This window comes from Zoogloea sp. (assembly GCF_023150065.1).
Classification (GTDB): domain Bacteria; phylum Pseudomonadota; class Gammaproteobacteria; order Burkholderiales; family Rhodocyclaceae; genus Zoogloea.
Genome location: NZ_JAKLLN010000007.1, coordinates 65,076 through 86,463 on the forward strand (window position 1 = coordinate 65,076; position 21,388 = coordinate 86,463).

The 21,388-nt window shown below is 63.4% G+C and carries 17 protein-coding genes; 8 read left to right on the plus strand and 9 right to left on the minus strand.

All coding sequences use genetic code 11. From position 1 onward, the window contains the following. Positions 1 to 20 precede the first annotated feature (20 nt). Complete coding sequence (gene tig / locus L6Q67_RS10485) at positions 21 to 1,322, minus strand: trigger factor (protein WP_296568876.1); 1,302 nt, start codon at positions 1,320 to 1,322, stop codon at positions 21 to 23. 378 nt (positions 1,323 to 1,700) lie between these two features. Between tig and L6Q67_RS10490 the strand changes: the two genes are divergently transcribed. From L6Q67_RS10490 to L6Q67_RS10500, 3 genes are all read left to right on the plus strand, one after another. After that, complete coding sequence (locus L6Q67_RS10490; RefSeq protein WP_296568879.1) at positions 1,701 to 3,623, plus strand: PrkA family serine protein kinase; 1,923 nt, start codon at positions 1,701 to 1,703, stop codon at positions 3,621 to 3,623. A gap of 62 nt (positions 3,624 to 3,685) precedes the next feature. Next, a complete protein-coding gene (locus tag L6Q67_RS10495) occupies positions 3,686 to 4,954 on the plus strand; it encodes a YeaH/YhbH family protein (RefSeq protein WP_296568882.1) in 1,269 nt (422 codons plus the stop codon). Next, complete coding sequence (locus tag L6Q67_RS10500; protein WP_296568885.1) at positions 4,951 to 6,486, plus strand: SpoVR family protein; 1,536 nt, start codon at positions 4,951 to 4,953, stop codon at positions 6,484 to 6,486. Before L6Q67_RS10495 ends, L6Q67_RS10500 begins: the two co-directional genes overlap by 4 nt. Here L6Q67_RS10500 and L6Q67_RS10505 read toward each other — a convergent pair whose 3' ends face one another. Beyond that, positions 6,487 to 7,560, minus strand: a complete 1,074-nt coding sequence (locus L6Q67_RS10505) for a hypothetical protein (RefSeq protein WP_296568890.1) — start codon at positions 7,558 to 7,560, stop codon at positions 6,487 to 6,489. It lies immediately after the preceding gene. 51 nt (positions 7,561 to 7,611) lie between these two features. On the opposite strand from L6Q67_RS10505, the gene L6Q67_RS10510 reads away from it, so the two are divergent. The 4 genes from L6Q67_RS10510 to L6Q67_RS10525 all read left to right on the plus strand — a co-directional run bounded on the left by L6Q67_RS10510 (position 7,612) and on the right by L6Q67_RS10525 (position 11,952). Further along, entirely contained in the window at positions 7,612 to 8,604 is a 993-nt protein-coding gene (locus L6Q67_RS10510; protein WP_296568893.1) for a DnaJ C-terminal domain-containing protein, read from the plus strand. 53 nt (positions 8,605 to 8,657) lie between these two features. Then, positions 8,658 to 9,920, plus strand: a complete 1,263-nt coding sequence (locus L6Q67_RS10515; protein WP_296568894.1) for a U32 family peptidase — start codon at positions 8,658 to 8,660, stop codon at positions 9,918 to 9,920. A gap of 109 nt (positions 9,921 to 10,029) precedes the next feature. Then, positions 10,030 to 10,248, plus strand: coding sequence for a 50S ribosomal protein L31 (gene rpmE / locus L6Q67_RS10520; RefSeq protein ID WP_296568897.1), 219 nt, complete (start codon positions 10,030 to 10,032; stop codon positions 10,246 to 10,248). A gap of 78 nt (positions 10,249 to 10,326) precedes the next feature. Then, complete coding sequence (locus tag L6Q67_RS10525) at positions 10,327 to 11,952, plus strand: hypothetical protein (protein WP_296568900.1); 1,626 nt, start codon at positions 10,327 to 10,329, stop codon at positions 11,950 to 11,952. 144 nt (positions 11,953 to 12,096) lie between these two features. On the opposite strand, the gene ftsB is transcribed toward L6Q67_RS10525, so the two are convergent. The 7 genes from ftsB to L6Q67_RS10560 all read right to left on the minus strand — a co-directional run bounded on the left by ftsB (position 12,097) and on the right by L6Q67_RS10560 (position 19,478). After that, positions 12,097 to 12,372 carry a cell division protein FtsB gene (gene ftsB, locus L6Q67_RS10530; RefSeq protein WP_296568902.1) on the minus strand — a complete coding sequence of 92 codons (276 nt, stop codon included), beginning with the start codon at positions 12,370 to 12,372 and terminating at the stop codon, positions 12,097 to 12,099. A gap of 49 nt (positions 12,373 to 12,421) precedes the next feature. Further along, positions 12,422 to 13,711 carry a phosphopyruvate hydratase gene (eno, locus tag L6Q67_RS10535; protein WP_296568904.1) on the minus strand — a complete coding sequence of 430 codons (1,290 nt, stop codon included), beginning with the start codon at positions 13,709 to 13,711 and terminating at the stop codon, positions 12,422 to 12,424. Positions 13,712 to 13,794: 83 nt separating this feature from the next. Then, the gene (kdsA, locus tag L6Q67_RS10540; protein ID WP_296568906.1) at positions 13,795 to 14,634 is read right to left on the minus strand and encodes a 3-deoxy-8-phosphooctulonate synthase; all 840 of its coding nucleotides are present in this window, start codon (positions 14,632 to 14,634) and stop codon (positions 13,795 to 13,797) included. 11 nt (positions 14,635 to 14,645) lie between these two features. Continuing rightward, positions 14,646 to 16,280: a CTP synthase gene (locus L6Q67_RS10545; protein WP_296568909.1), complete on the minus strand. Its 1,635-nt coding sequence runs from the start codon at positions 16,278 to 16,280 to the stop codon at positions 14,646 to 14,648. 158 nt (positions 16,281 to 16,438) lie between these two features. Then, on the minus strand, positions 16,439 to 16,987 hold the full coding sequence (locus L6Q67_RS10550; RefSeq protein ID WP_296568912.1) for a hydrolase: 549 nt from the start codon (positions 16,985 to 16,987) through the stop codon (positions 16,439 to 16,441). A 10-nt stretch (positions 16,988 to 16,997) separates the two neighbouring features. Then, positions 16,998 to 18,977, minus strand: coding sequence for an acetoacetate--CoA ligase (locus tag L6Q67_RS10555; RefSeq protein ID WP_296568915.1), 1,980 nt, complete (start codon positions 18,975 to 18,977; stop codon positions 16,998 to 17,000). A 72-nt stretch (positions 18,978 to 19,049) separates the two neighbouring features. Beyond that, entirely contained in the window at positions 19,050 to 19,478 is a 429-nt protein-coding gene (locus L6Q67_RS10560) for a thioesterase family protein (RefSeq protein WP_296568918.1), read from the minus strand. A gap of 234 nt (positions 19,479 to 19,712) precedes the next feature. Here L6Q67_RS10560 and L6Q67_RS10565 point away from each other — a divergent pair, with 234 nt between their 5' ends. After that, on the plus strand, positions 19,713 to 21,356 hold the full coding sequence (locus L6Q67_RS10565) for an electron transfer flavoprotein-ubiquinone oxidoreductase (protein ID WP_296568921.1): 1,644 nt from the start codon (positions 19,713 to 19,715) through the stop codon (positions 21,354 to 21,356). Positions 21,357 to 21,388 lie beyond the last annotated feature (32 nt).

Below are 21,388 nucleotides of genomic sequence, written 5' to 3' on the forward strand. Positions count from 1 at the left end.
TGCCGTCGCTTTCTGCGGAATTAAGCCGCATTGCCCATCAAGTCATCAAAAGAAGCGGTGACATCGGTCGTCTTGGTATTGCCGACAACCCACTCCACCACATTGTCCTCGATCACCAGCGCCTCGGCCTGGGCCAGACGCTGGGGCTGGGAGTAGTACCAGCCCACGACCTCGCTCGGATCTTCGTAGCTGGCTGCAAAGTCTTCGATGATCGCGCGGATCTGCTCGGGCTTGGCGTGCAGCTCCTTGCTCTTCACCAGTTCGGACATGATCAGACCCAGCTTGACGCGACGCACGGCCTGCTCGGCAAACCAGGCGGGCTCGATCGGCAGGTCCTTGGTCTTCATGCCACGGGCTTCGAAATCCTTCTTGGCGTTTTCGGCGAGCTGGGCAGACTCCTGCTCGACCAGTGCCTTCGGCACTTCGATCGGGTGGGTCTCGATCAGCACGTTCATGACGCGCTCCTTGACCTTGGCCTGAATGCGGCGCTTCACTTCGCGCTCCAGGTTGGCCTTGACCTCCTCACGCATCTTGGCGACATCACCGTCGACGATACCCAGGGACTTGGCGAACTCGGCATCAACCTCGGGCAGCTTGGGCTCTTCGACCTTCTTGAGGGCCACTTCAAACTGGACGGTCTGACCGGCCAAATTGGCAGCGTGGTAATCCGCCGGGAAGGTCATGTCGAAGGTCTTGCTCTCACCAACGCCAAGGCCCAGAACAGCGGTCTCGAAATCCTTGAGCATCTGGCCGCCGCCGATGACGAAGGCGAAATCGGTAGCCTTGCCACCTTCAAACTCTTCGCCGTCCTTGCGGCCGGTGAAGTCCACCGCCACACGGTCACCGTCCTGGGCGGCACGCTCGACGGGCACAAAAGTGGTGCGCTGCTTGCGCAGAACGTCGAGGGTCTTGTCGACTTCGGCGTCGGTCACGGCCAGCTGGGGGCGTTCCACTTCCTGAGCGCTCACGTCGGCGATCACGATTTCAGGGTAGACCTCGAACACGGCGGTGAATTCCAGCGCGTCGGTGCCGGCGGCTTCCTTCGGCTCGATATTGGGGTAGCCAGCCACGCGCAGGCTTTGCGCACGGATCTGCTCGCCCAGGGCCTTCTCGACCGCAGCGCCAATGGCTTCGGAACGGGCTTGCGGGCCGTAGGACTGGGCGACCATGCGGAACGGGACCTTGCCCGGACGGAAACCCGGCATCTTGACGGTGCGGGCCATCTTCTTCAGACGGGCTTCCACATCCTTGTCGATTTCGGCCAGCGGCACGGACATGTCGATACGGCGCTCCAGCGCGCTCACGGTAACCTGATTGCTCATGAAAATTCCCTGATCGGTCTTAACAAAAACGCCTTACGAACAGGACACGAGACACATAGCAAAACGTGTGCCTCCTGGCTGATTCCGTTCGTGAGGTCGTCGGAAAAACCTTTAGTCTAACACAGCCCTCCGATCCGCTCGCAGCCCCCGCGCCAGTGCTTGGCTTCAGGCCCCAAGGTGTGAAAAACTGCTTGTGCAGCGGTGGAACTCCCCTCGCCTTTTGGATATCAGATGGAGTGAAATAGGCTTGCCCACGGCATGGTCTCGATCCTGTCGCGCCGCACGGGCCTAAAGCATCTGTGTTAAGAGCCGTTTGCATGCAGACCAGCGATGGCGAGCCCGGCGCCTGGCCCGGGCATGTGCCCCAGGAGACATGAGATGAGTATCTTCACCAGCTTCCAGGCCCGTTTCGAGTCTGCCCGGGAAGAGGAAATGTCGGTCCAGGAATACCTGGAACTCTGCAAGGCGGACCCCATGGCTTATGCAACGTCCGCCGAACGCATGCTGCAGGCCATCGGCGAACCGGAACTCGTCGACACCCGGCTGGATCCACGCCTGTCGCGCATCTTTTCCAACAAGATGATCAAGATTTATCCCGCCTTCCGTGATTTCTACGGAATGGAGGAGTCGATCGAGAACATCGTGTCGTATTTCCGACATGCCGCACAGGGACTGGAGGAAAAGAAACAAATCCTCTACCTGCTGGGCCCGGTCGGGGGGGGCAAGAGCTCCCTTGCAGAAAAGCTCAAGTCGCTGGTCGAGAAGATTCCCTTCTATGCGATCAAGGGCTCCCCGGTCCATGAATCGCCACTTGGGCTGTTCAGCCCGGAAGAAGACGGCGCCATTCTGGAGGACGATTACGGCATCCCCCGGCGCTACCTCAACACCATCATGAGCCCCTGGGCAGTCAAGCGCCTGCATGAGTTCAACGGGGACGTCACCCGCTTCCGCGTCGTAAAGCTGCGCCCTTCGGTATTACGCCAGGTGGCCGTCGCCAAGACCGAGCCGGGGGACGAGAACAACCAGGACATCTCCTCTCTGGTCGGCAAGATCGACATCCGGATGCTCGAGCAGTTTTCCCAGGACGACCCGGACGCCTACTCCTACTCTGGCGGCCTGTGCCTGGCCAACCGGGGGCTGCTCGAATTCGTCGAGATGTTCAAGGCGCCCATCAAAGTCCTGCACCCCTTGCTCACGGCCACCCAGGAAGGCAATTACAAGGGCACCGAAGGTTTCGGCGCGATCCCCTTCGACGGCATCGTGATGGCCCACTCCAATGAATCCGAATGGGTGGCCTTCCGCAACAACCGCAACAACGAGGCCTTTCTGGACCGGATCTACACCGTCAAGGTGCCCTACTGCCTGCGGGTGTCCGACGAGATCCGCATCTACGACAAGCTCCTCGTCCACAGCTCCTTGTCCCAGGCACCGTGCGCACCCGACACCCTGCGTATGATGGCGCAGTTTGCCGTGCTGTCTCGGGTCAAGGAGCCGGAGAACTCGAGCATCTTCTCCAAGATGCGCGTCTATGACGGCGAGAACCTGAAGGACACCGACCCCAAGGCCAAGAGCTACCAGGAGTATCGCGACTACGCCGGCGTCGACGAAGGCATGACCGGTCTGTCCACTCGCTTTGCCTTCAAGGTCCTATCCAAGGTCTTCAACTTCGACCATCGGGAAGTGGCGGCCAACCCGGTGCACCTGATGTACGTGCTCGAACAGCAGATCGCCCAGGAGCAGTACCCGCCCGAGCACGAAGCCAAGTATCTGGCCTTCATCAAGGAGTTCCTGGCCCCCCGCTACGCCGAGTTCATCGGCAAGGAGATCCAGACCGCCTATCTGGAGAGTTACAGCGAGTACGGCCAGAACATCTTCGACCGCTACGTCACTTATGCGGACTTCTGGATCCAGGACCAGGAATACCGGGACCAGAACACCGGCGAGATCCTCGACCGCAACGCCCTGAACGACGAACTCGAGAAGATCGAGAAGCCGGCCGGCATCAGCAACCCCAAGGATTTCCGCAACGAGGTGGTCAACTTCGTGCTGCGAGCCCGGGCCAAGAACACGGGCAAGAACCCGAGCTGGACGAGTTACGAGAAACTGCGTGCGGTGATCGAGAAGAAGATGTTCTCCAACACCGAAGACCTGCTGCCGGTGATCAGCTTCAACGCCAAGGCCAGCGGCGACGATCAGAAGAAGCACCAGAACTTCGTCAATCGCATGATTGAAAAGGGCTACACCGAGAAGCAGGTCCGCCTGCTGTGCGAATGGTACCTGCGCGTCCGCAAGTCTTCGTGACGCACCGCTGACCAGCCCGCCACTCCGGCGGGCTGCATCCGCAGACACTTCGGGAGGCTCGAATGGTACGTATCATCGACCGCCGGTTCGACAGCAGGAACAAGAGCGCTGTGAACCGGCAGCGATTCATGCGCCGCTTCAAGGGCCAGATCCGCGAGGCGGTGGCCGACGCCATTGCCGGACGCTCCATCAAGGATCTGGACAACGGTGAGAGTGTCTCCATTCCCTCCAAGGATCTGTCCGAGCCCCAGTTCCATCACGGCCGGGGCGGCATCTGGGAGACTGTCTTCACCGGCAACGACCAGTTCTCGTCCGGCGACCAGATCAACCGCCCGCAGGGCGGCGGAGGGGGCGGATCCGGCAAGGGCAAGGCCAGCAAGGACGGAGAAGGCGAGGACGATTTTGTCTTCAACCTGTCCCGTGAGGAATTCCTCGACGTCTTCTTCGACGACCTTGCCCTCCCCAATCTGGTCAAGACCCAGCTCGCCCGCATCCAGGAATACAAGAGCCAGCGCGCCGGCTTCACCAACGACGGCACCCCCGCCAACATCAACGTCGTGCGCTCCCTGCGCGGCGCCCTGGGACGCCGCCTGGCTCTGGCCTCTCCTTACCAGGGGCGCCTGCGGGAGCTCCAGAAACAGATCGAAGAGCTGCTCGAAACCCGCCCCGAGGATGACCCGGAGATCATCCGCCTCAAGGACGAGATCGGCATCCTGCGGGCAAAGATCGAAGCCATTCCCTTCATCGACAGCTTCGACCTGCGCTACAACAACCGGATCAAGATCCCCAAGCCGACCACCCAGGCCGTGATGTTCTGCATCATGGACGTGTCCGGCTCCATGGACGAGGAGAAGAAAGCCACCGCCAAGCGCTTCTTCATGCTGCTCTATCTCTTCCTCACCCGCACCTATGAGCACATCGAGGTGGTCTTCATCCGGCACCACACGGTTGCCAAGGAAGTGAACGAGGAAGACTTCTTCCATTCCCGGGAGTCCGGCGGCACGGTGGTTTCCAGCGCCATCGAGCTGATGAAGGACATCCTGCATCAGCGTTATCTCAACGGCGCCTGGAACGTCTATGGCGCCCAGGCCTCCGACGGCGACAACTGGGAGAACGACTCGCCCCACTGTCGCGAGCTGCTCTCCGACGCCATCCTGCCCTTTGTCCAGTACTTCGCCTACATCGAGATCACCCCCGGCGAACCCCAGAACCTCTGGCGCGAATACGAAAAGCTGGTGGGCGCCCACGCCAACTTCGCCATGCAGCACATTGAAGGCCTGCCGGACATCTACCCGGTATTCCGCGAACTCTTCAAAAAGAAACTCGCATGAGCGCCAAAAGACAGAAGCGCAAACAGCCCCTTCCGGCCCCCGGCGAATGGACCTTCGAGCTGATCGAGGCCTACCACGCCGAGATCGACCGGGTGGCGCGCGAATACGGGCTGGACACCTATCCCAACCAGATCGAGCTGATCACCTCCGAACAGATGATGGACGCCTACTCGTCCGTCGGCATGCCGGTGAACTACCACCACTGGTCCTTCGGCAAGAGTTTCCTGCAGACCGAAAAGGGCTACCGGCGCGGGCAGATGGGCCTGGCCTACGAGATCGTCATCAACTCCAACCCCTGCATCGCCTACCTCATGGAAGAAAACACCATGACGATGCAGGCCCTGGTGATCGCCCACGCTGCCTATGGGCACAACAGCTTCTTCAAGGGCAACTACCTCTTCCGGCAGTGGACCAACGCCGACGCCATCGTTGATTACCTGCTCTTCGCCCGCAATTACCTCAGCGAATGTGAGGAACGCTACGGGGAAGAAGAGGTGGAGCTCCTGCTCGACTCCTGCCACGCCCTGATGAACGTGGGGGTCGATCGCTACAAGCGCCCGGCCAAGCTCTCCCTCACCAAGGAATTGACCCGGCAGCGGGAGCGGGCCGAATACCTGCAGAGCCAGGTCAATGACCTGTGGCGCACCCTTCCCGCCCAGCAGATCAAGACCCAGACCGTCGAGGCCCGGCGCTTTCCGCCCGAGCCCCAGGAAAACCTGCTTTATTTCATCGAGAAGAACGCACCGCTCCTCGAACCCTGGCAGCGGGAAGTGGTGCGAATCGTGCGCAAGGTCGGGCAGTATTTCTTTCCCCAGCGGCAGACCCAGGTGATGAATGAAGGCTGGGCCACCTACTGGCACTACACGCTCATCAACACCCTGTACGACGAAGGTCTGCTCACCGACAGCTTCATGATGGAGTTTCTGCACTCCCACACCAACGTCGTCTATCAACCTGGCTACAACGAGCCCTGGTATCGGGGGCTCAACCCCTACGCCCTGGGCTTTGCCATGTGGCAGGACATCCGGCGCATCTGCGAACACCCCACCGACGAAGACCGCTACTGGTTCCCCGACATTGCAGGCAGCGACTGGCGCGACACCTTTGATTTCGCCATGAGGAACTTCAAGGACGAGAGCTTCATCGCCCAGTTCCTGTCCCCCAAGATCATGCGTGACTTCCGGCTCTTTGCCATCCTTGACGACGACAAGGAGACCAAGCTGAAGGTATCAGCCATCCACGACGAAGCCGGGTACCGGCGCGTACGGGAGATCATGTCCGACAACTACAACCTCGGCAGCCGGGAACCCAACCTGCAGGTCTGGAACGTGGATCTGCGCGGCGACCGCTCCCTCACCCTGCGCCACCAGGCCTACCTGCGCCGCCCCCTCAATGGCGACGCCGACGAGGTCATCAAGCACGTGGCACGACTGTGGGGCTTTGCCGTGAAGATGGAAGTCGCCCACGAGGACGGACGTGTCGAAGTCCTGCACGAATGCCACCAGGACAGGCGCAAGACAGACAAGAACTGACTAGGGCGTGTCCGCCGCAGGACGGAAACCACGGACCTCAAGTGCGGCACGCGCCTGCGCTCCCACGATCTGGAGATTCCCCTCCCCCTCGACGGCCGCCGTCTGGGCTCCTGCGTCGGGCAAGCTGCGCCGGAACACCGCATCCGGGCACAGGCTGCCAATACAGCCCCCCACCAGCAGATTGTTCACCGCCACAACCTGCACCCGCTCGGGCGACCACACAGCCACGAACTCGCCGCCTTCAGGCACATCATCCACCAGCGTGTTGCCAGCCAGAACCAGCACATTATCGTCATGCTGCAGGCCCTCCGCCCCGAAAGCGATCATGCGCCGGTTCTCCGTGCCCACCGACTGCCTGATCAGGTTGTCGATCAGGAAGACCTGCCCGCCGTCCGGAAAATCCAGTTCATAGCTAGCCTGCCCGTCGACCTCATCCGTGAGACGGTTGTGCTCGATCAGGTTCACCCGCGCCCGGCTCTTCAGCAGATGCCCGACCCGGCCATGGTGAAAGTAGCTGCCTCGCACCTCCAGCCGGCCAATCCTCCCGGCGTAGAGCAGATGGCTGATCCGCGGCGTCACCAACACGGCCTGGGAAAACTCCGAGTCTTCCACCACCAGGTTCAGGGAAGCCTTGTTGGCGGTGAGGATCCCCATCTCGTTGTCGCGAAACAGGCAGTTGCGCACCGTCAGGGCGCCCTCTTCGTGGCGAATCCCCGAGCCATTTCGGTTGGGCCCGCGGGCACCCTCGAAGGCGATGTTGTCCACCACCACCTCATCGCCCCGTATCACCCAGATCCCCTTTCCCTCCGCGGCCTGCCCTGAGGCCAGCATGCGCGGCCGGCCACCCACCCCGCGGATGGTCAGCCGCCTCTGGGGCCACACCACCACATCTCCCGCGTAGGTCGCCGCCCGCACCTCCACGGTATCCCCATCCCGCGCCACGGCGGCGGCCTCTGCCACCGTACGCAAGCCTTCATCGGGCCCGACCCGCCAGGTCTCGGCGGCCGCACTGCCCGACATCAACGCAGCCCAGAACAGCCCCAGGCACACCCCAAACCCCCAACGATTCCCCATCCAGATCCCCGTTTCAGCCATCAATCAGCCCGCGCCGATTAGAATACCGAAATGTCCCAACCCGATTTCCACCAGATTCTGGGGGTCACCCCCTCCGCCAGCGCGGCCGAAATCAAGCGCGCGTTCAAGCGGATGGCCATGCGCTGGCACCCCGACCGCAACGCCGACCCCCAGGCGCACGAACAATTCCGCCTGGCCCGGGAGGCCTTCGAGCATCTCACCGGCGTCCGCGAAAGCGAAGCCCCTGGCGCAGCGGAGGCAAGCCCACCCCCGCGCCGCCCAAAGGGTGAAGACCGACGACTCCACATCGATGTGGACCTCGCGGAAGCGGCCTATGGCGGCACCATCACCGTCACCCTGGAAGGGCGCGTCAGCTGCACGAGCTGCGAGGGCAGCGGACGACGCAGCTATGGCCGCACGACCATGTGCAGCGCCTGCCATGGCAGCGGTCGAGTCCGCAGCACAGCGGGCCTCAAGTCCTGTCCGTCCTGTAGTGGCAAAGGCTACTTCACCGACAACAACTGCCCCGATTGTGAAGGCCGCGGCTGGAACCCCGCAGACCGGCAACTTGCCGTCGGCATTCCGCCTGCCATGCTGCCCGGCGAAGAGCTCCGTGTCGCGGGCCAGGGTGGCCCCGCTCCCGAGAACGGTGAATCCGGCGATCTCTACCTCACCCTGCGCGCCCGGCCACATCCCCTTTTCCGCCTCGAAGGTCGCGACATCCATCTTGATCTCCCGGTCAGCATCTTCCGGGTACTCGCAGGCGGCGTCATCGACATACCCAGCCTGAACGGCGTTCACGAAGCGCTGCTGCCAGAGTCTTCCACCACAACCGAGATCCGGCTCCCCGGCGCCGGCTTCCCTGCCCGTGGTCGCCGCCATGCCGGCGATCTCGTCGCCCACCTGCAGGTGCAATATCCCCGCTATCTGAGCAATGAGCAGAGAGCACTGCTCGAAATGGCCGACCAGGTTCTCCAGCAGCAACTCGACGATCAAAGCCCCACCCTGGCCCGCTGGCGCGACACCCTCAAACAGAATCGCTGACCCAAGATCAGCCGACATCCGCGCCAGTCCACTCCCCCATCAGTGCCCCAACCATGCTTCTGAAAACCCCCGAACTCCTCGCTCCCGCCGGCTCGCTGGCCATGCTCGACACCGCCTTTGCCTTTGGTGCCACGGCCATCTATGCGGGTCAGCCACGCTATTCCCTGCGCGTCCGCAACAACGATTTCGGGGATCTCCCCGTGCTGGCCGACGGCATCAACCGGGCCCGGGCGCTGGGCAAGCATTTCTACGTGGTCGCCAACATCTACCCCCACGGCGCCAAGATCAAGACCTTCATCAAGGACATCGCTCCGGTCATCGCCCTCAAGCCCGATGCCCTGATCATGTCCGACCCGGGCCTCATGCTGATGGTCCGCGAGAACTTTCCGGAGATGCCCATCCACCTGTCGGTACAGGCCAACACCGTGAATGCCGCAGCCGTCCGCTTCTGGAAATCGGCCGGCGTCTCCCGCGTCATCCTGTCCCGGGAGCTATCCCTCGACGAGATCGCCAGCATCCGCCAGGATTGCCCCGATACGGAGCTCGAGGTCTTCATCCACGGCGCCCTGTGCATCGCCTACTCGGGCCGTTGCCTGCTGTCCGGCTACTTCAACCACCGGGACCCGAACCAGGGCAGCTGTACCAACTCCTGCCGCTGGGACTTCAAGACCCATGAAGCGAAGACCTGCGGTGCCGGTGACGTGCACCTGATCGAGGAACCCCACAAACGTGCCGGCGAGTACATGCCCATCGAAGAAGACGAGCACGGCACCTACATCCTCAACTCCAAGGATCTGCGCGCAATCGAACACGTCCAGCGGCTGGTGGAAATCGGCATTGACTCCCTGAAGATCGAAGGACGTACCAAGAGCCCCTACTACGTGGCCCGTACCTGCCAGGCTTATCGTCAGGCCATCGACGATGCCGTCGCCGGACGCGGCCTCGACCCTGCCCTGCTGGGGCAGCTCGAGGGCCTCGCCAACCGGGGCTACACCGATGGATTTCTGCAGCGCCACACCCCTCACGAAACCCAGAACTACCTGCGCGGCCACTCCGAGTCGGGACGCAGCCTCTACGTGGGGGATGTGGTGGCCTACGACGCCGAGCGCGGCATGGTCGAGATCGCATCGAAAAACGCCTTTGCAGTAGGCGATCGCCTGGAACTGGTCCACCCCTCCGGCAACAGCGAAGTCAGGATCGAGCACATCCAGAATGCTCAGGGCGAAGCCGTCGAGCGCATTCCAGGCAGCGACCATCGGGCCTGGCTGCCCCTGCCGGCAGAGAGCGTCGGCGCCTTCGTCGCCCGGTTTCTCTGAAACACGCAGAAGGCGCGGAAGAAACCTTGCATAAGGGGCTGAAATGCTTCAAAATGCTCCGCTTTCGGGTGGCCAAATTCACCACCCACGTACCCCAAAGGATAAAGCGATGAAAGCCGATACCCATCCGAATTACACCGAAGTGCAGGTGACCTGCTCCTGTGGCGCCACCTTCACCACCCGCTCCACCATGGGCAAGCCCCAATACCACGTGGAAGTGTGCTCCCTGTGCCACCCGTTCTACACCGGCAAGCAGAAGATCGTCGACACCGCCGGCCGTGTCGAGCGCTTCCGTCAAAAGTACGGTACCGTTCAGCGTCTGGGCTGATTTCCGCTCAGTAGCCGGGATCGACCGAAAAAGGCAGCCGCGGCTGCCTTTTTTGTTGCCTGCAGGAACCCCGTCGCCATGCCTCTCGCCCCCTCCCGCTTCTCGCTGCCCGCCCCCCTGACAGGCTGGCCGCTCGCCCTCCTCCTGGCCATTTACCTGCTGGTGGGCACCACTGGGCACCTCCCCTGGCGTGGCGACGACCTGACCCACCTGGGCCCGATTCACGCCATCCTCCAGGGCGGCAGCTGGCTCGTTCCCGAGATCGCAGGCGAGACTTATCGCGGCGCGGCCCCCCTTTACTACTGGGTCGGAGCCTTGCTGGCCCGGCTCCTTGGCTGGCTGCTCCCGGTTCACGATGCCGCCCGCCTCGCCACCAGCCTGTTCTGTGCCGCCACCCTCTACTGGACCGGCCTGGCGGCGCGTCGGCTTTATGGCGAGGCCTCCTTTGCGCCAGCCATACTGCTCGGCATGGGCTCCCTGGGGCTGGTCGTGCATGCCCACGAGACACAGCCGCTGCTGGCCCAACTCGCCGGGATGGCGCTGTGCTTCGCCGGCCTTGGAGAGCTCGCCGAGAAACCCGGACGTGGCGCCATCCAGGCCGGGCTGGGGGCCGCCGTGGCCTTCCTCGCCGGCGGTCTGTCAGGCCTCGCCCTGACCCTGCCGGTCATCATCCTGACTCCCTTGCTGTGCCCCCGTTGCCGTAACCGGACGGTGCTGGGCAGCGTGGCGCTGGGTCTAGGTATCGCCGTAGCGATTGGCGCCCTGTGGCTGGGTGCAGTGGCCAGCCAGCATCCCGGCGAGATTCCTCGCTGGTGGCAGGAAGAGCTGGCCTCCACCCTGCCCCATACCAGCCACGTTGCCGAGCTGGGCAAGCTGCTGCAGTTGTTCGGCTGGTTTGCATGGCCCCTGTGGCCAATCGCCGGCTGGGCGGTGTGGCGTAACCGCCAGAACATCACCAGCCCGCAACTGGCGCTTCCTCTGGTCGCCAGCATCCTGGCCATCACCCTGGTGGCCACCACCGGCGGCCTGCGGACGGCAGGCCTGCTGCCCGTTCTCCCCCCCCTGTGCCTCCTGGCCGCCCTCGGGATCACCAGCCTGCGGCGCGGCGCGGCCAACGCCTTCGACTGGTTCGGGGTGATGGTCTTCATTTTCTTCGGCATTCTGGTCTGGCTGGGCTGGAGCGCCCTTAATTTCGGCTGGCCCCCCGGGCTGGCCCGCCAGGTCGCCCGCATGGCGCCCGACTTCCAGCATGGCTCATGGCTCGTGGGTTCCGTCGTCGGTGCGGCCCTGAGCCTGCTGCTGCTCTTCCTGCCCCTGGGAACCCAGCGCAACGTACAGCGCGGTGCCACCAACTGGGCCCTGGGCATGACCCTTCTGTGGTGTCTCGCGGTCATGCTGTGGCAGCCCTGGTTCGCCCACACCAAGAATTACCAACCCCTTGCCACCGAATTGCGCCAGACCCTTGGCCCGCAACCCGGTTGCATCAAGCGCCGCAACCTGGGGGACACCCAGCGTGCGGCGCTGGACTACTTTGCCGGTATCCGGACCTTGAGCTTTGACGCTGCAGAGGAATGCAGGCTGCTGCTTACCTACAGCGCCAGCGGGGCGTCCCAGAGCGTGCCCCGGGAGTGGAATGTCGTCTGGGAACGTCGCCTTGGAGGCGGGCGGAAATCGGAAACCTTCAAGCTCTACCGGCGTGACTGAGGAAGCCCTCGATCTATCCCGCTCGGGACCAATCATCGGTCAGTCACACTCAAGACAGCAGCCCGACGGGGTAGTACGCCAAGGGCCAGGGATGGCCCACACGAGGCAAACGGAGGGCGGCAATTGGCGACGCCCGGGTATTGCTTACTTTTGCTGGGGAGTCTGGACGAAGATTTCGTCCGATTTGGTCAGGCCGAGTTCGAAGCGTGCCCGCTCTTCGATGGCCTCATAGCCGGTTTTAAGATCACGGACCTCGGCTTCCAGTCCGGTATTGCGTTGCTCAAGCTTTCGATTGCCCTCTTTCTGGGCCGTCAGCTGCTTTTCCACTTCCCAGACGCGCAGCCACCCGCCCTTGCCGATCCACAGGGGATACTGCAAGGCGAGAGCCAGAAGGACAAGAACGAGAACAGGCCAGCGCATGGTGAAGTCGCGACCACCCCCGCGAAGGGATGGCCGCAAGGTCCCTCTATCAGCGATTACGCAGATTGTAGAAGGCGGACACGCCCGGGTAGAAGGCGGTATCGCCCAGATCTTCCTCGATGCGCAGCAGTTGGTTGTACTTGGAGATACGGTCAGAGCGGGACAGGGAGCCGGTCTTGATCTGCATGGCGTTCAGACCCACCGCGATGTCGGCAATGGTGGAGTCTTCGGTCTCACCGGAGCGATGGGAGATCACTGCGGTGTAGCCGGCGCGCTTGGCCATCTCGACAGCGGCAAAGGTCTCGGTCAGGGTGCCGATCTGATTGATCTTGATGAGGATCGAGTTGGCGATGCCCTTCTCGATGCCTTCCTTGAGGATGCGGGTGTTGGTCACGAACAGGTCGTCACCCACGATCTGCACGGTCTTGCCGAGACGATCGGTGAGAGTCTTCCAGCCGGCCCAGTCACCTTCGGCCATGCCGTCCTCGATGGACACGATGGGGAACTTCTCGACCAGGGTGGCCAGGTAGTCAGTGAAACCTTCGGAGGTCAGGGACAGGCCCTCACCCACCAGTTCGTACTTGCCGTCCTTGTAGAACTCGGAGGCGGCGCAGTCCAGGGCCAGCACCACGTCACGGCCCGGCTCGTAGCCGGCAGCAACGGTGGCTTCCAGGATCAGGTTGAGGGCTTCCTCGGTGCCGGAGACGTTGGGGGCAAAGCCGCCTTCGTCGCCCACCGTGGTGGGGTAGCCCTTCTTGTCGGTGAGCTTCTTCAGGTGATGGAAGATCTCGGCGCCACAGCGCAGGGCTTCACGGAAGCTCTTGGCGCCGATCGGCATGATCATGCATTCCTGGATGTCCAGGCTGTTGTTGGCGTGGGCGCCGCCGTTGATGACGTTCATCATCGGCACCGGCAGGGCCATGCCGCCGGAGCCACCGAAGTAGCGATACAAGGGCAGGCCGGCCTCTTCAGCGGCGGCCTTGGCCACGGCCATGGACACAGCGAGCATGGCATTGGCGCCGAGGCGGGACTTGTTGTCGGTGCCGTCCAGGTCGATCAGGGTCTTGTCGATGAAGGCCTGCTCTTCGGCGTCCAGGCCGATCAGGGCCTCGGAGATCTCGGTGTTGACGTTCTCAACCGCCTGCAGCACGCCCTTGCCCAGATAACGGCCAGCATCGCCGTCACGCAGCTCGATGGCCTCGCGGGAGCCGGTGGAGGCACCCGACGGCACAGCGGCACGACCCATGATGCCGGATTCCAGCAGGACATCGGCCTCAACGGTAGGGTTGCCGCGGGAATCGAGAACTTCGCGGGCAATGACATCAACAATGGCGCTCATGAACTTCCTTTCTTATCACTGATATTTACAGCGGCGACCTTCCGGCCGCCTCTAACTTCGAAACCGGAAAACCGCCCGCAGACTCAGCCCTTCAGCTCTTCGAGCCCCTCGGCCTTGACCAGCGCATCAATCGCCTTGAGGGTCGCGAGCAGGGACTTGAGCCGGGGCAGCGGCCACGCGTTGGGGCCGTCGGAGAAAGCCTTGGCGGGATCGGGATGAGTCTCCATGAACAGGCCGGCAACCCCCACCGCCACCGCAGCCCGGGCCAGCACGGGGACAAACTCGCGCTGCCCGCCGGAAACGGTACCCTGCCCGCCCGGCAGCTGCACCGAGTGGGTGGCATCGAACACCACCGGACAGCCCGTCTCGCGCATGATCGCCAGGGAGCGCATGTCGGAGACGAGGTTGTTGTAGCCGAAAGACGCACCCCGCTCGCACACCATGATGGTGTCGGCGCCGCCATTGGCCTCGCGGGCCTTGTCGACTACGTTCTTCATGTCGCCAGGCGCCAGGAACTGGCCCTTCTTGATATTCACCGGCTTGCCGGACGCTGCCACGGCGTGGATGAAATCGGTCTGGCGGCACAGGAAGGCCGGCGTCTGCAACACATCGACCACAGCAGCCACATGGGGCACCTCGGCCTCGGAGTGCACGTCGGTGAGCACCGGCACGCCCAGCTGCTCGCGCACTTCGCCGAGGATCTCCAGCCCCTTCTCCATGCCCATGCCACGATAGGACTTGCCGGAGCTGCGGTTGGCCTTGTCGTAACTGGACTTGTAGATGAAGGGGATGCCCAGCTCACCACAGATGTCCTTGAGCGCCTTGGCGGTCTCGAAGGCCATCTCGCGGGACTCGATCACACAGGGCCCGGCGATCAGGAAGAAAGGCTTGTCGATGCCGACGTCGAAGCCGCAGAGTTTCATGGGTTTTCCTTTCAGCCGGCCTGCTGATGGGCCAGCGCCGCCTTGACGAAGGCGGTGAACAGCGGATGGCCGTTGCGGGGATTGGAGGTGAACTCCGGGTGGAACTGACAGCCTACGAACCACGGATGTACATCGGTGGGCAGCTCGATCATCTCGCACAGGTCGGTGCCCGGCGCCCGGCCGGCCACCCGCAGCCCCTGGGCTTCGAGCTGGCTCAGCAGGGTGTTGTTGACCTCGTAGCGGTGACGATGGCGCTCGGTGATCTCGGCCTTGCCGTAAACATCGCGGGCCAGGGAGCCCTCGGCCAGGTTGCAGAGCTGGCCGCCCAGGCGCATGGTGCCACCCAGGTCGGAATCCTCGCCACGCTTCTCGACCTTGCCCGAGGCGTCGTGCCATTCGGTGATCAGGCCGATCACCGGATGCGCGGTGTGCTTGTCGAACTCGGTACTGTGCGCGCCCGGCATGCCGGCCACGTCACGGGCGAACTCCACCACCGCCAGCTGCATGCCCAGGCAGATGCCCAGGTAGGGCACCTTGTTTTCGCGGGCGTAGCGGATCGCGGCGATCTTGCCTTCGGTACCCCGACGGCCGAAGCCGCCGGGCACCAGGATCGCGTCCATGGACTCGAGCACGCCACAGCCGGTCTTTTCGATGTCCTCGGAATCCAGGTAGTGGATGTTGACCTTGCTGCGGGTGTGCATGCCCGCGTGGTTGAGGGCCTCGATCAGGGACTTGTACGACTCGGTGAGATCCACGTACTTGCCCACGAAGGCGATGTTCAGGTTGTTCTGAGGATTGTTCAGCGCGTCGAGCAGGCGCTCCCAGATGGACAGGTCGGCGGCGCGGGCCAGGATGCCCAGCTTGTGGCAGACGATCTCGTCCAGCATCTGGTCGTGGAGCATGCCCGGAATGCGATAGATGGAGTCGGCATCGAGACACTCGATCACGGCTTCCGGCATCACATTGCAGAACAGGGCGATCTTGCGGCGCTCGTCGGCAGGCACCGAGCGATCGGCGCGGCACAGCAGGATGTCGGGCTGGATGCCGATCTCGCGCAGTTCCTTGACCGAGTGCTGGGTCGGCTTGGTCTTCAGCTCGCCGGCGGTCGGGATGTAGGGCAGCAGCGTGAGGTGGATGAAACAGGTGCCCTGGCGGCCTTCCTCAATGCCCATCTGGCGGATGGCCTCAAGGAACGGCAGGGACTCGATGTCACCCACGGTACCGCCCACCTCGACGATGGCCACGTCGGCACCTTCGGCGCCACGCTTCACGTAGGTCTTGATTTCGTCGGTGATGTGGGGGATGACCTGGACGGTCTTGCCCAGGTACTCGCCGCGGCGCTCTTTCTTGATCACCGCCTCGTAGATCTGGCCGGTGGTGAAATTGTTGCGCTTGCCCATCTTGGCGCTGGTGAAGCGCTCGTAGTGGCCGAGGTCGAGGTCGGTCTCGGCGCCATCCTCGGTGACGAAGACCTCTCCGTGCTGGAAGGGGCTCATCGTGCCGGGGTCGACGTTGATGTAGGGGTCGAGCTTGAGGTGGGTAACCTTGATGCCGCGGGATTCGAGAATCGCCCCGAGGGAGGCGGCGGCGATGCCCTTGCCCAGAGAGGACACGACACCACCGGTAACAAAGACGTATTTGGTCATGACACGGGGGACTTCTGGAAAGGGGAATGATACCCGATCCAGCCCCCTCACTTCAACGGGCCGACTACCGTAGGAACCACATTCGCCCCCCGCCACCCGTCCCTTCGATGCGTCCGGTCCGGCCGCGCGCCCCTTGAAGGGCCACGGCCGGAGACGACTCAATTGTCGCGGATGAAGTCCCGATTGACCTCCCGGAACAGCTCCGTGGCACTGCGCTTGAGCCACTCGAAAGCCACCATTTCACGGGTCACCACCTCAACCCCGTGGGCGCGCATGCGGGCCAAGGCGGCCTGCTTGTCGACCGCCTTGCGCGACCCGACGGCATCCTCGACAAGGAAGACCTCCTTACCCTGCCAGCGCAGCTCCAGCACCGTCTGCATGACACAGACATGGGCTTCGGTCCCCACCACCACCACCTGCCGCCGCGCATCCACCTGGGTGCCAGCCAGGCAGCCGTCAGCCACGCACGAGAAGTGGGTCTTCTCGACAAAGCGCGCACCCTCCAGCGCCTCACGCAGGGCTGTCGCCGTAGGCCCCAGCCCGGCCGGATACTGTTCGGAAACCACCACCGGAACCTGCAGGCGGCGGGCCACACCGGCCAGCCAGATGCAGTTCTGCAGCACCGCCTCGCCATCGGCGATGGCCGGCAACAGGCGCTCCTGCACATCGACGATCAGCAGACTGGACTTGCTTGCATCCATCAACATGGCACGCTCCTCAGGACTGAAGCTCGGGACGTGCCCGGAACTCGTCGAGCGCAGCCGGGTTGGCCAGCGCCTCGACGTTCTTGACCGGCTCGCCATGCACCACCGCCCGCACCGCCAGCTCCACGATCTTTCCGCTCTTGGTGCGTGGAATGTCCATCACCTGCACCACCCGGGCCGGCACGTGCCGGGGCGTGGTGTTCTCGCGGATGGTGCCGCGGATGCGATTGACCAAGCCCTCATCCAGTGCCAGTCCTTCGCGCAGCTTGACGAACAGCACCACCCGCACGTCGCTGGCGTCGCCCGGCGGCCATTGCTGACCGATCACCAGGGATTCGACCACCTCCTGCAGCTTCTCCACCTGGCGATAGATCTCGGCCGTACCGATGCGCACGCCACCCGGATTGAGGGTCGCGTCGGAGCGCCCGTAGATGATCAGGCCGTCGTGGGGCGTGATCTCCGAGTAGTCGCCGTGGCACCAGACGTTCTCGAAGCGCTCGAAATAGGCCGCCCGGTAGCGTGCCCCGTCCAGATCGTTCCAGAACCCGACAGGCATCACCGGAAAGGGCCGCGTACACACCAGCTCGCCCTTTTCGCCACGCACCGGCACGCCGATCTCGTCGAACACGTCCACCGCCATCCCGAGGCCACGGCACTGGATCTCGCCGGGCCACACGGGCAGGGTCGGGTTGCCCAGCACGAAGCAGGAGATGATGTCGGTTCCACCCGAAATGGACGACAGGCACAGGTCGGCCTTGACCTCCCGGTACACGTATTCAAAGCCTTCGGGCACCAGCGGACTGCCCGTCGAGAACATCGCCCGCAGGTCGGCAAGACGGTGCGTCTCCCGGGGCCGCAGCCCGGCCTTGGCGATGCCGTCGATGAACTTGGCCGAGGTGCCGAAGTGGGTCATGCCCTCGGCGTCGGCGTAATCGAAAAGGATCGCTCCGCCGCCCAGCATCGGCGCGCCGTCGTAAAGCAGCAGCGCAGCCCCGGAGGCCAGCCCGGACACCAGCCAGTTCCACATCATCCAGCCGCAGGTGGTGAAGTAGAACAGCCTGTCACCCGGCTTCACGTCACCATGGAGACGATGTTCCTTAAGGTGCTGCAGCAATGCGCCACCCGCGCAGTGAACAATGCACTTGGGCACCCCGGTGGTGCCCGATGAAAACATGATGAACAGCGGGTGATCGAAGGGCAGATGCTGGAAGGGAATTTCCGTTTCGGCCAGAAAAGGCTTCACGAAATCCGCCAGCATGCGCGCGTGGGGCACATGGGAGATGTCATGATGGGCATGCACATACGGCACCACCACCACCCGGCGCAGGGACGGCAGGCCTTCGGTGATGGCAGCCAGGCGATCCATGCAGTCCACCACCTTGCCGTTGTAGTAGTAGCCATCGGCCGCCACCAGCACCTTGGGCTCGATCTGACCGAAACGGTCGAGTACACCCTGCACGCCAAAATCGGGCGAGGCCGATGAGAAGATGGCCCCGATGCTTGAGGCGGCGAGCATCACCACGATGGTCTCGGGCAGGTTGGGCATCCACGCGGCCACCCGATCCCCCGCCACCACGCCCATCTCCTGGAGGGCTGCTGTGACGTGGGCCACCTGCCGATACAGGTCGCCATGGGAGAGACGGTTCTTGACCCTATCCTCACCCCAGAACACCAGCGCATCACTGTCATCGCGACTGCGCAGGAGGTTTTCGGCAAAATTCAGCTTTGCTTCGGGAAACCAGCGGGCACCCGGCATGCGCCCGGGCTGTTCAAGCACGCTGCCACCCATCGTGCCACGCACCTCGCCGTACTCCCAGATCGACGTCCAGAACTCCACCGGCTCCTCCACCGACCACGCGTGAAGTGCCGGGTAATCGGGCAGCGTGCGCCCCCAGCGCTGCTCCGCGCGGCGGGCAAAGCCAGTGATGTTGGCGGCGGCGACGCGTCCGGCGTCGGGCACCCACAAGGGGTGGTCTGCAACTGCATAACTCATGAAACGGTCTCCTCGATCGCTCTTCTTGTTGTGCCGGATCTCCCGTCCGGCCTCGATTCACATGCAGCCTGTCTAGCTTACCGTGTTGCGCAGAGCCTCGGGCATCGGCACCGACTTGCCGGTACGCGGGTCCATCCACACGATCTTGGCGGCCCCCTCGGCATACAGCCTGTCGTCCCCCTCCACGAACAGCTCGTACCAGGTCATCAGGCTGCTGCGCCCCGGCTCACCGGCGTAAAGCTTGACCACCACGGTGGCCGGATAATTCACGGGAATCAGGAAGGTGCAGCTGGCGTTGATGATGACCGCGCCGTTCTCGGCCTGGGGGCTGACCACAAAACCGGCCTCCTCGATCCACTCCACCCGGGCTTGCTCGAAGTAGCGGAAGTAAACGGTGTTATTGACGTGACCGTAGAAATCCATGTCGCCCCAGCGGACGACATGTCGGGATGTATGCAGGAGCCGGCGCGACGACGGACCGGCTGCGGAAATCTCACTCACTGTTTCTCCTTTCGGGGTTTCTTGTAGGTATGATCCCGCGCCAGCACGCGATACTGCGACATGACATGACGAAGCGCACCGGAACGGTGGGTCAATGTAACATACGCATGCGTATGTTTTGCACCCTAGGGACAGCCGCCTCAAGGGCATTTGCCGCGTCAGGGCCACAGCGCTAAGCTTGACGGCCAAAGGCCCGAAACAACAAATCAAATAAGGATTCAGGAGGAGAAAGCAATGGAACGTGACTCGATGGAATTCGACGTCCTGATTGTGGGTGGCGGGCCCGCCGGTCTGGCTGCCGCGATCAGGCTCAAGCAGCTCGCAGCAAAAAAAGAGCAGGACTTTTCCGTCTGCCTGATCGAAAAGGCCGCCGAAATCGGCGCCCACATCCTCTCCGGTGCGGTGATCGATCCCCGCGCCCTCAATGAACTCATCCCCGACTGGAAGGCCCGGGGCGCCCCCCTCAACACCCCGGTCAGCGAAGACCGGGTGATTTTCCTGTCGGAAGCCGGCGGCAAGCAGATCCCCAACGGCCTCTTGCCCGACGCCTTCCACAACGAAGGCAACTACATCGTCCGCCTGGGCAACCTGGCCAAGTGGTTGGGCGAGCAGGCAGAAGCCCTCGGCGTCGAGGTCTACCCCGGCTTCGCCGGCTCCCAGGTACTGTTCGACGACGCAGGCGCCGTAGCCGGCGTCATCACCGGTGACATGGGCGTGCTGCGGGACGGCAGTCAGGGACCCAACTTCCAGCCCGGCATGGAGCTGCGCGCCAAGTACACCCTGTTTGCCGAAGGCTGCCGCGGCCACCTGGGCAAGCAGCTTGAGGCCCGCTACGCCCTGCGTGACGGTGCCGACCCACAAACCTACGGCATCGGCATCAAGGAACTGTGGGAAATCCCTGCCGACCAGCATATCCCCGGCCTGGTGGTGCACACCGCCGGCTGGCCCATGGACACGGCCACCTACGGCGGCGGCTTCTGCTACCACCTGGAAGACCGGCTGGTCTCGGTGGGCTACGTCGTCGGCCTCAACTACACCAACCCTTATCTGTCGCCCTTCGAGGAGTTCCAGCGCTACAAGACCCACCCCGAGATTCGCAAATTCCTCGAAGGTGGCAAGCGCCTGGCCTACGGCGCCCGCGCCATCGCCGCCGGTGGCCTGCAGAGCCAGCCCAAGCTGGTCTTCCCGGGTGGCGCCCTGATCGGTGACGATGCGGGCTTCTTAAACGCCGCCCGCATCAAGGGCTCCCACGCCGCCATGAAGTCCGGCATGCTGGCCGCCGAAGCCGCCTTCGAGGCCCTGGCAGCCGGGCGCGCCCAGGACGAGCTGAGCGCTTTCCCCGAGGCCTTCAAGGCCAGCTGGCTCCACGCCGAGCTGCACAAAACCCGCAACTTCAAGCCCTACATGAAGAAGGGCCTGTGGCTGGGGTCCCTGCTCTTCGGCATCGACCAGAAGCTGTTTGGCGGCAACGTGCCCTGGACCCTGCACAACTCGGCCGACCACACGGCCCTCAAGCCGGCAGCCGAATGCCACCCCATTCCCTATCCCAAGCCCGACGGCAAGCTCACCTTTGATCGTCTGTCCTCGGTCTTCCTCTCCAACACCAACCACGAGGAAGAGCAGCCCTGCCACCTGCAACTGCGCGACAGTTCGGTGCCCATTGCGATCAACCTGGCCAAATACGACGCGCCCGAACAGCGCTACTGCCCGGCCGGCGTGTATGAGATCGTGCGCACCGAGGAAGGCGACAACCCGCGCCTGCAGATCAACGCCCAGAACTGCGTGCACTGCAAGACCTGCGACATCAAGGACCCGACCCAGAACATCAACTGGGTTGTGCCCCAGGGCGGCGAAGGGCCGATCTACCAGGGCATGTAAGCCCGCCCTGCATCACATGTAAAAAGGCCGGT

Bases quoted from the DNA above. Each gene is read 5' to 3' on its own strand.
- L6Q67_RS10555 (WP_296568915.1), bottom strand. From the start codon at position 18,977: ATGAGTTATGCAGTTGCAGACCACCCCTTGTGGGTGCCCGACGCCGGA.
- L6Q67_RS10490 (WP_296568879.1), top strand. From the start codon at position 1,701: ATGAGTATCTTCACCAGCTTCCAGGCCCGTTTCGAGTCTGCCCGGGAA.
- L6Q67_RS10495 (WP_296568882.1), top strand. From the start codon at position 3,686: ATGGTACGTATCATCGACCGCCGGTTCGACAGCAGGAACAAGAGCGCT.
- L6Q67_RS10550 (WP_296568912.1), bottom strand. From the start codon at position 16,987: ATGTTGATGGATGCAAGCAAGTCCAGTCTGCTGATCGTCGATGTGCAG.
- L6Q67_RS10500 (WP_296568885.1), top strand. From the start codon at position 4,951: ATGAGCGCCAAAAGACAGAAGCGCAAACAGCCCCTTCCGGCCCCCGGC.
- tig (WP_296568876.1), bottom strand. From the start codon at position 1,322: ATGAGCAATCAGGTTACCGTGAGCGCGCTGGAGCGCCGTATCGACATG.
- eno (WP_296568904.1), bottom strand. From the start codon at position 13,711: ATGAGCGCCATTGTTGATGTCATTGCCCGCGAAGTTCTCGATTCCCGC.
- L6Q67_RS10545 (WP_296568909.1), bottom strand. From the start codon at position 16,280: ATGACCAAATACGTCTTTGTTACCGGTGGTGTCGTGTCCTCTCTGGGC.
- ftsB (WP_296568902.1), bottom strand. From the start codon at position 12,372: ATGCGCTGGCCTGTTCTCGTTCTTGTCCTTCTGGCTCTCGCCTTGCAG.
- L6Q67_RS10515 (WP_296568894.1), top strand. From the start codon at position 8,658: ATGCTTCTGAAAACCCCCGAACTCCTCGCTCCCGCCGGCTCGCTGGCC.
- kdsA (WP_296568906.1), bottom strand. From the start codon at position 14,634: ATGAAACTCTGCGGCTTCGACGTCGGCATCGACAAGCCTTTCTTCCTG.
- L6Q67_RS10565 (WP_296568921.1), top strand. From the start codon at position 19,713: ATGGAACGTGACTCGATGGAATTCGACGTCCTGATTGTGGGTGGCGGG.
- L6Q67_RS10525 (WP_296568900.1), top strand. From the start codon at position 10,327: ATGCCTCTCGCCCCCTCCCGCTTCTCGCTGCCCGCCCCCCTGACAGGC.
- L6Q67_RS10510 (WP_296568893.1), top strand. From the start codon at position 7,612: ATGTCCCAACCCGATTTCCACCAGATTCTGGGGGTCACCCCCTCCGCC.
- rpmE (WP_296568897.1), top strand. From the start codon at position 10,030: ATGAAAGCCGATACCCATCCGAATTACACCGAAGTGCAGGTGACCTGC.
- L6Q67_RS10505 (WP_296568890.1), bottom strand. From the start codon at position 7,560: ATGGGGAATCGTTGGGGGTTTGGGGTGTGCCTGGGGCTGTTCTGGGCT.